Source organism: Bacillus salipaludis (assembly GCF_004358205.1).
This window is the reverse complement of record NZ_SMYO01000017.1, coordinates 80,391-88,824: the sequence shown is the minus strand read 5'-3', so window position 1 is coordinate 88,824 and position 8,434 is coordinate 80,391. Positions and strand designations below refer to the sequence as shown.

Annotated in this window: 9 protein-coding genes and 2 pseudogenes; 3 read left to right on the top strand and 8 right to left on the bottom strand. The window is 34.6% G+C overall.

Annotated features, from left to right (window positions below):
- Nucleotides 1–64 precede the first annotated feature (64 nt).
- From E2K98_RS31480 to E2K98_RS24980, 7 genes and pseudogenes are all read right to left on the bottom strand, one after another.
- Nucleotides 65–226: an ArdC-like ssDNA-binding domain-containing protein gene (locus E2K98_RS31480; protein ID WP_208025419.1), complete on the bottom strand. Its 162-nt coding sequence runs from the start codon at nt 224–226 to the stop codon at nt 65–67.
- A gap of 99 nt (nt 227–325) precedes the next feature.
- Nucleotides 326–781: pseudogene (locus E2K98_RS25005) on the bottom strand (JAB domain-containing protein); the annotation flags it as partial.
- Between the two features lie 964 nt (nt 782–1,745).
- Entirely contained in the window at nt 1,746–2,504 is a 759-nt protein-coding gene (gene istB / locus E2K98_RS25000) for an IS21-like element helper ATPase IstB (protein ID WP_133339040.1), read from the bottom strand.
- Nucleotides 2,501–4,021 (bottom strand): IS21 family transposase, encoded by a 1,521-nt coding sequence (gene istA, locus E2K98_RS24995; protein WP_235824931.1) that lies wholly within the window; start codon nt 4,019–4,021, stop codon nt 2,501–2,503. Before istA ends, istB begins: the two co-directional genes overlap by 4 nt.
- A 104-nt stretch (nt 4,022–4,125) precedes the next feature.
- Complete coding sequence (locus E2K98_RS24990; RefSeq protein WP_133339036.1) at nt 4,126–4,410, bottom strand: hypothetical protein; 285 nt, start codon at nt 4,408–4,410, stop codon at nt 4,126–4,128.
- A 13-nt stretch (nt 4,411–4,423) separates the two neighbouring features.
- Nucleotides 4,424–4,771 (bottom strand): annotated as a pseudogene (locus tag E2K98_RS24985) (DUF5071 domain-containing protein); the annotation flags it as partial.
- Nucleotides 4,772–4,842: 71 nt separating this feature from the next.
- Complete coding sequence (locus E2K98_RS24980; RefSeq protein WP_235824930.1) at nt 4,843–5,199, bottom strand: hypothetical protein; 357 nt, start codon at nt 5,197–5,199, stop codon at nt 4,843–4,845.
- Between the two features lie 355 nt (nt 5,200–5,554).
- Here E2K98_RS24980 and E2K98_RS24975 point away from each other — a divergent pair, with 355 nt between their 5' ends.
- Nucleotides 5,555–6,124, top strand: a complete 570-nt coding sequence (locus E2K98_RS24975; protein ID WP_133339032.1) for a hypothetical protein — start codon at nt 5,555–5,557, stop codon at nt 6,122–6,124.
- A 178-nt stretch (nt 6,125–6,302) separates the two neighbouring features.
- On the opposite strand, the gene E2K98_RS24970 is transcribed toward E2K98_RS24975, so the two are convergent.
- A complete protein-coding gene (locus E2K98_RS24970) occupies nt 6,303–6,764 on the bottom strand; it encodes a DUF3888 domain-containing protein (RefSeq protein ID WP_133339030.1) in 462 nt (153 codons plus the stop codon).
- A gap of 424 nt (nt 6,765–7,188) precedes the next feature.
- Here E2K98_RS24970 and E2K98_RS24965 point away from each other — a divergent pair, with 424 nt between their 5' ends.
- Nucleotides 7,189–7,707: an RNA polymerase sigma factor gene (locus tag E2K98_RS24965; RefSeq protein WP_133339028.1), complete on the top strand. Its 519-nt coding sequence runs from the start codon at nt 7,189–7,191 to the stop codon at nt 7,705–7,707.
- A gap of 126 nt (nt 7,708–7,833) precedes the next feature.
- On the top strand, nt 7,834–8,148 hold the full coding sequence (locus tag E2K98_RS24960; protein WP_133339026.1) for a hypothetical protein: 315 nt from the start codon (nt 7,834–7,836) through the stop codon (nt 8,146–8,148).
- Nucleotides 8,149–8,434: the final 286 nt, after the last annotated feature.

Genomic DNA, 8,434 nt, shown 5'->3' with positions numbered 1-8,434 from the left:
CCAACAAAAAAACATATGTTCCTTAATCTTTATATACATATTAGACTATCATTTCAACATCTGGTTATAGATTCCAATATGTATTAAAAAAGAGGATATATGCCATCAAATTGGACAAAGTATTCTCTTCTAAATATAGTCTGTTTAACTTTTGCCAAGGAACTACTCCCTGTTCTAGTTTCTCAATAATCTTGTTTGTTACGATTTCATAAACGCTATTTGTCATTTAACTTTCCTCCTACAATTTTTCTTTTACTCTTTAACTATTTATTATACTATCTGGACACTAATCAAAAGGGAGAATTCCCCCTTTTGATTTTCAGTTTTATAGATAGCCTTTTTCTTTTAGGCTGACATGATTTCCGGTATAGGTAACAATCACATGGTCAAGAAGTTCAATGCCTAAAATTTTCCCCGCCTCTGCAAGACGCTTGGTAATATCTATATCTTCTCTGCTCGGTGTTGGGTCTCCACTCGGATGCTGATGACTGACAATAATAGAAGCAGCATTGTTAAGAATAGCGCATTTCAACACCTCTCTCGGATGGACTACGCTTGCATTTAAGCTTCCAACATGAGCCCTGTGCAACCCCACAACCTGATTTTTCGTATTAAGCATCATCACAAGAAGCACTTCCCTATCTTCATCTGCAATATGGGAAGCAGCTAGTTCTTGAGCATCTTCCGGGCAACGGATTCTGTACATTTCAAAGGGTGCTGACGATTCTTTGATTTCTTGTTTAATTCTAACGACTTCAAAAATTGATTCTAATTCCATTAAAAAAACCCCTTTGTGCTTGTGATTTTATATGTTACTAATGCCAACTCTTTCAATTTGGTTAGCTGATCCTTTGGTGTTTTCCACCTCCTTTCTATACTTATATTATACCATTTAGACACTAATTATTCAATAGAAATATTGATTTTTCAAGCTTTCAATAAAGATTTATCCATTTTAAAACATCTAAGGTTTAATTAATTTGAACAAGAATCGGGGTAATCACTTGCTTCTATTCCACTCATAAACATGGAGGGGGTTAAACCTGGCAATCCACTAAACTGCTGAAGTCAACGGTAAAGAAGAAAAAAATTTTAGCCTTAAGGCGTTTTGAAATTTTTTTCTAGCACGCCTATAGCGTGCGGTCTTTAGTAACGCTTGCGTTACGTGCCATTGACCATAAAGAGTCACATGATAACGGACCACAAGCTCTTGAATCCCCCAAAACCACGTTTTGGGGGCACCGTCCAGGGGCGTTGCCCTTGGCGCAGATTGTTAAGGGAACGGTTCCCTTAACGCGGGGGATTGCCCGAAGGGGGCAAGGTCTTAAGCCCCAAATTCTTTGCTCCTTAAAATAGTTATAGTCAGCCAAAGAATTTGAAAACCTACAATGTAAGAGTCCAAAACTCCATGTCATCTAGTACTAGGTCATATGGCGTTTTTATTTCACCCCAACTAATTTGTCTCTTATTTGAAATATGCCCATGTTCTTTACCACTTAAAGAAGTATAATACTCTAAAACCCCACTAGCTTGTATTACATCTTCTAGATAAGAATACAGTATATTTAAACACTTTCTCTCTAAAGCATCCCCTTTTGTATTTGTCAATATTAATTTGAGCCATAGTGATCACTTCAAAAGTGAGCCACATCATTCTGGATTATTTCCATATTGGGGGGAGGATTGGGAGTTTAGGGGATTTTGCCCCGAGGGGCAAAATCCCCTAAACTCCTCGCGCTCCTGGCCTACTGGTCTCCCTCGTCCCTTTGTTTCATACTTTGTCTAAATCGATATGATTCTCCATTGAGGAGGAGGATATGTGCCCTATGAGTTAGTCGGTCTAAGAGGGCTGCGGTCATTTTTTCATCTCCAAATATAGAGGTCCATTCAGTAAATTCTAGATTCGTAGTTATCATAACGCTAGCTCGTTCGTAACGACCGGCAAAGAATTGGAATAATAGCTCAGACCCAATTTTCGAGAATGGCACGTAGCCAAGTTCATCTATGATGATTAAATCAAATTTGAGCCACCTTTTCTCCAATGCACCTAGTTTATGTTCTTCATTTGCCAAAAGGAGTTCTTCAACTAATTCCGCAGCTGTAATAAACTTAACTTTATAGCCATTTTTAATCATTTCAATGCCGAGGCCCGTCGCTAGATGTGACTTTCCGGTCCCACTGTTCCCTAAAAATATTATGTTTTCCTTCTTCTCCACAAAATCTCCTTTTGATAGAGTCAGGAAACGGTTTCTATTCAGACTTGGCATCAAACTAAAATCATAGCTATCTAGTGTTTTCTGGACAGGAAAAGCAGCTTGTTTCAGCCTTCTTTGCCTTTGATTTTCTTCTCTAGACTCTGATTCTGCTTCTAGTAAAGCCAATAGAAATTCTTCATAGCTTAAGTTACGCTCCTCAGCCTCTCTTGCGAGAGAACCATATTGTGCTGCAATCGTCGGTATCCGTAGTTGTTTAGTTAAGTGGTCTAAAAGTAGTTCTGTTGTCATTTCCTCGCGCCTCCTGTTAATTGACCATACTGCTCTATATTGGACTTGTTCACTTTGTAATCAAGAAGATTAATAGGAGTTTTGTCCGCAGAAAGAGTACTTATTGGTATGAGTTGGTTTGTAAGCATTTGTATGATTTCATGGACTTTCTCATATCGGAAAACTTGCGTTTTCTCTGCTTCCAATAATGCCTTTGTTAAATTATCCATACCAATATCACGATGGAGGAGGAGAAGTCGTATGAACTTTCGATCACCTACAGATGCTTCCTGCTCGCGCATTTTTAAATGAAATCGTTTGAATACATCAGGGATTTCTGTTGATTGGAATGCATGAGCGTCACGGATTGCCCTTGGCTTTTTAAGCAACACCTCGAGATAATGATCAAGAACCGTAATCATCTGATTGCGTTCATAGGAGCGCGTGTGTTCTGCGATCACATGGTTTTGAGCCACTACGATTACACGGTCGACAAAAATTTTTGCCCATACAGCTTGACCCACATAGCTACAGGGTACAGAATATCGATTGGTTTCCACTGTAATAAGGGATGTTTTATTAACCTTGCATGATAAAAGCTTACAAGCTTCAAACCGGTTCGTTGGAAGGGGATGAAGATAATCTTTTTCTTTCTCCCACATTTCTAAGACGGTCTCTGATTTATTTGGGACATGAGTCCTTCCGGCCTCTCTTAAACACCAATCCAAGAGATAGTCATTTAGCTCGCTTACTGATTGAACTTCAGGTAAAGGTACCAAGGCATTCCTTCTCACATAACCAACTGTGCCTTCGACTCGCCCTTTTTCGTTACCACTTGCAGGATTACAGAATTCTGCTTTAAACACATAATGTGCTTGGAGGCCTATGAATGACTCCTGTTCAAGCCGATCCCTTCCCTGTAGAATTTTTTGTACAGCTGTTTTGAGATTATCAAGTAGACCCTCTGTTGGAACTCCGCCTAAAAACTCAAACGCATGAACAAAACCATCTAGGAATGCTTCCTGTTTTTCATGGTGATACGCTCTTACAAACCGCATACGGCTAGCTGAAAGCTGAACGCAGAAGAGGTAAATACGTAGAGTTCGACCCTGTAGAATAATATCCGCCTCTCCCCAGTCGAATTGGAATTGGTGGCCGAGTTGAAAATCAAGAGGAATAAAGACTTCCTGAATTTGTTGTCTGCGTTTGGCTACGATTTTACGGATGTTGGAGGCAGATCCTTTAAAATCATATTCATCTACTAATCTCTTATATATTTTAATGGCAGTATGCTTTTGTTTTTTCCAGTGCTTTAGGTCATCTTCTAGCCATCGGTCTATGATTGGAATGACACGCTTTGTTTCTGGAGAATACTCTTTTGTCCCGTAGACTGTTTTTCGCAAAACAGTGGTCGGCGCTGAATTCTCTTTAAGATATTTACTTACGGTATTACGGGAAATTCCAAGCTTTGTGGCAATTTGCCTTTGAGATAACCCTTCAACCTCTTTTAAGAATTTGATATTATGAAATTGAGCCATTTCGATCATCCTTTTTTGTCCTCTCATATGAAGTAAGTTTGGTCACTTCCTATCATAAGAGAGGTTAATAAAATTGGAAATCATGTGGCTCATTTTTTATGTGATCAAATCGTATAAAAGTGGCTCAAATTTAATTTATCAAAAACACCTTTTTCCCAATGCTTTAAAGGAATATGATAAGACATGACAGCAACTTGATATTTAAATGAAAAGTGTGGACTGTAAGAAAATTTTCTTTTTGTTTCACTATCATAATTATTTTCAAAATACAACTCAGCAAAATCATACTCATCTTTAAAGATATTAGGTTGTTCAGGAGAGATTGGGGTTGATCCAAATGAACCTTTAGGTAATCTTAATGGTGATGCTATATAAATATACTGAGTCATAATTTCAATGCACCTACCTTTTAAGGTTTAATATTTCCATTGCCAGTACATCAACTTCCTCTTTCTTTTCACCCACAGTTGGTTTGTCTGCCATTCTAACTAAATCTTCTTTAAATGCCAACCTTATTTCTAGAGGCATTCTTTTAATTAAAGATTCTAGACACCAATATTTCCATATATCATCATTAGTTGAAAATACCTTTTTGATATATGGTGAAATCTCATTTGGATAGCTTAACAATAATTCTGCAACATCAGTTGCTATAGGCCAGTTGATATCCTGAATCCAAGTCAATAATTCAGGTAGTAAAGGGATAACTTCATTTCTATCTAAATATTTTAATTGAGCAACTCTTTTGGAGTCATGCTTATCTCATGGGAGAAGTTCTTCCAATCTCTCCATAGCTTAAACCACCTTTAATTACTTTCCTATTAAGAAAAAAAATCATCATAATATTCTTTTGGATTGGCTATTTTATTTTCAATATAAAACTCTGCCTCATCTTTAATAATTTGAATGTAATTGTGCTTTTTAAAAGGTTTAGTATGTTTGTGAATTCTTCTAAGACTACCATTTACTACAGTTTTATCATTAGGAACATCAATAATAACAGTCATATATGCCTTTTTATTATATTTTACTACTCCTGTAACTTGACCTTTTTCCAAGTCAACTGTATATTCAGGTACAATTTTCAAGGGGGAAAATGATGTCCATCCTGCTTTTTTAGATTTAATTCCAAACAGCCTATATAAAATATCCCAATAAAATTCTTTAAATTTTTGCAAAATTATTCCTCCACATTTGGCTTATCCATTATTTCCTTTGTTTTAGTTTCCTTACTAATCCAGTAGCTGCTAGAAACAACCCCATAAAAATGGGTAACTTGTGATTAACATTTTCAGTTGTGTCTGTTAAAATAACAAAGCATAAAAATGCAATAAGGCATAAATAAACAATGTTCTTCTTAAGTTCACTAATTTTAAAGATTTTAAAGGGAAGAGTTAGTGATCCTATAATAAAAATAAATACAAACAATTTCAATAACATCAAGCCAAAATATTCACTGCTCCTAGTAAAGCATTTTATTTAAGGAAAACCTAAATCTATGAGGTAGGTTAATACTGGGAGGTAAAATGGGTAATGATGAAACAACATGGAAAAGTAATAATTATTACAGTTTTCTTCTTGTTTTTAACAGGAAACAATGTATTTGCAGACACCAACAAGTCAACTGATTCAACTAAAGGTGAATATCTTTATCCTGCCAATAAAGAAAAAGTATTTACTGAAACTGTGGATCAATTTTATGAGGCACTAAGGAAAAGGAGTTACCCAGTTCATCAGGAATTTTACAAAAAACATTATGAGTTTTACAAAAAGCATAAAAATAAAATGGGAAACATGGATACTGCCCTCTTTAAAGACATGCCTGATGCATCAGTAAATTTTAGAAAAAAGGTACTGTTTCATGAGGTGGAAAGATTTAAATATATAACTTGGGATGGAAATGGCATCCTTACTAGCTACCCAGATATACAAATAAAATTTAATCAGGCAGTCAGTCCATACAGACAGGTTTATTTTTTCTATTCCTTTAAGGATACAGATAAAGATTTCTATGGCAGATGTGCAGTATTTGATGTTGAAACAAAAAAATTAGTTGCTGGTGGAGATGTTTATATTGATAAGTACCTAAAACCTAGGAAGTAAAAATGGGTAATAAAAATTGAGCCTGATACACACAGGCTCTTTAATTTGTTTGTTATTGAGAAATTTCCAGCCTTTACCCCAGCAGGATTAATTTAGACATTTGGGAGTGTCTGACACAACTGTTTTAGGTTACCTTAAGAAATCAGGGCTAAAATAAGCCCTGATTTTTTAATCCCTTTTACTTCATTTGTTCATACTTAAGTAATGTAACTTTCATATCTGAATTAGTATTTTTATACCTGTCATGTGTAAACATGTTAGGAATATCTATCCTTACTTCAATATCATCATAAGATTGAAAATCACTTTTTTCCGCTTCGTTTACTTTTACAAACATCTTCATATCATACCAAACTTCAGAATCCTTTTTAATATGGTCAGCGATTAACGCAACATCTCTTATTTTTTCAATACGCCACGACATTTGCTTACCGTATTTATCTGTGATGATTTTATTTACCTTAGGTTCCATCAATCTTAAAAGTATGTCTTCGGTGGTCGCGTATATTTCCTTTTTCACTTTCACCTTGTTACCCTTAGGGGTTACAATCACTTTTGGTTTAGCGGTCTCGGCACTGATTAAATTACCTGTTGAAAGCACTAATATAGCAGAAAAAAGCATAACAACAATCTTTTTCAATACAGTTCACCTCTTTATATTTTGTTATTGATAAATTCCCCCTCTTAAATCAATTCAATTCCAATTATTTTCCAATTTTAGTTTTTGAATTTCTACCTCTGCCATACTGTTCAAAAAAAGAATTTATTAAATCCTACCTTTCTCTTTAGAGAAGAACATCCATTTATTCACATTTTACAATCAACAATAAAAATATAAGTGGTAAAATAGCCCAAAAACACAACATAAAAATTGTTTTGTTCTTGGTATTAATTTTTACAAGGGGTACCGTCAACTTAGAATCAAGCCTTTTAATGGGTGTTTGAAGACTAAAGGCCTTCATATACATTAAGGAATATTCGCTAAAACTTAAATACATAATGTAACAGGTTCAAATTTACTATATAATGGGAATTATAGGAAAAGGATTGGAATTGATATTGGTATGTTACAAAAGATCGATGAAATTGATGAATTATACTGCAATTATAAAAAGAAAATATACAAGCATGCCTTATCATATGTAAGAGACTTTTATCTAGCAGAGGATATTACTCAGGAAGTCTTCATGAAATACTATTATAATCGCGATAAATTTGCAGGACAGTGCTCCTTAAACACCTGGCTTTATAAATTAACAAAAAATCATTGTATTGATTATTTACGTAAAAACTATAAAAATAAAATATTGCTTTCTGAAAAATTAGCTTTATCAGGTGTTGAAGAGAGAACACCCGAATTAGAACTGCTCTTTCAAGGGGATAGTAAAAATCTTAAAGAAATGCTTAATTTACTCCCCAATATATATAAAGAAGTGCTTTACCTTTATTATTTTCGTGGCTATTCCATAATCGATATTCATGGTGAACTAAACTTAAATATCTCTACTATAAAAACAAGATTGCGTAGAGGAAAACTACTGTTAAGTTCAATTTATAAAAAGGAGATAACTAATAAAGTCTAGTAAATTTAAATGCCGGTAATAAAGAACTTTGTTCATAATTAACTCTATTAGTCAATAACAATACTTCTTAGTAAAAACGGATAAATATTACAGTGGAATTTTAGGGATTCTTTAGGGGATGGGGAGATGTTTTTTAGAAAAAAGAAATTTTTTGTTTGTTCAGTATGTGGTTATAACTGTTTACCTGGTCCTTTATATAGTAAAACAGGAGTTCCAGATATAAGGATTATGTGTGCTTGCTGTGGATTTCAACCAGGGTTTGATGATGAAGAATTAGGGTATACAATAGAAAGTTATCGAGAAGAATGGCTACAAAATGGGGCTGAATGGTTTATGGAGATAGAGAAGCCAAAGCAATGGGATTTAAACAAACAATTAAAAAATATAAACATTTCTTATTGGGGAATGCCATGGTTTATCAAAGTAAAAGAAAGGACCTGAAGGCCCTTTCTTTGTTTACTTTAAATCTGTTGCTAGTTGGCCTTAGTCACAGAGGTGCTGCTCTAATCCGTCAGATAAGAACAGTATTTTCAATAAAATGAATGTAACTTATTTTTCAAAATAGTTCCTAATAAAGGACGAATGAATAAGTCCATTATTTTAGGGAAACCAAAAGTAACTTAATATACATTATGTTACATTTTTTCAGAGCACAAAAAAAGCTGCTTATGCAGCTAATTTTTCTTAACTAACTCGCTGTTAGTGAAACAATAAGGTATTTTAAATT

Bases quoted from the DNA above. Each gene is read 5' to 3' on its own strand.
- istA (WP_235824931.1), bottom strand. From the start codon at position 4,021: ATGGCTCAATTTCATAATATCAAATTCTTAAAAGAGGTTGAAGGGTTA.
- E2K98_RS24965 (WP_133339028.1), top strand. From the start codon at position 7,189: ATGTTACAAAAGATCGATGAAATTGATGAATTATACTGCAATTATAAA.
- E2K98_RS24960 (WP_133339026.1), top strand. From the start codon at position 7,834: ATGTTTTTTAGAAAAAAGAAATTTTTTGTTTGTTCAGTATGTGGTTAT.
- E2K98_RS24975 (WP_133339032.1), top strand. From the start codon at position 5,555: ATGATGAAACAACATGGAAAAGTAATAATTATTACAGTTTTCTTCTTG.
- E2K98_RS31480 (WP_208025419.1), bottom strand. From the start codon at position 226: ATGACAAATAGCGTTTATGAAATCGTAACAAACAAGATTATTGAGAAA.
- istB (WP_133339040.1), bottom strand. From the start codon at position 2,504: ATGACAACAGAACTACTTTTAGACCACTTAACTAAACAACTACGGATA.
- E2K98_RS24990 (WP_133339036.1), bottom strand. From the start codon at position 4,410: ATGACTCAGTATATTTATATAGCATCACCATTAAGATTACCTAAAGGT.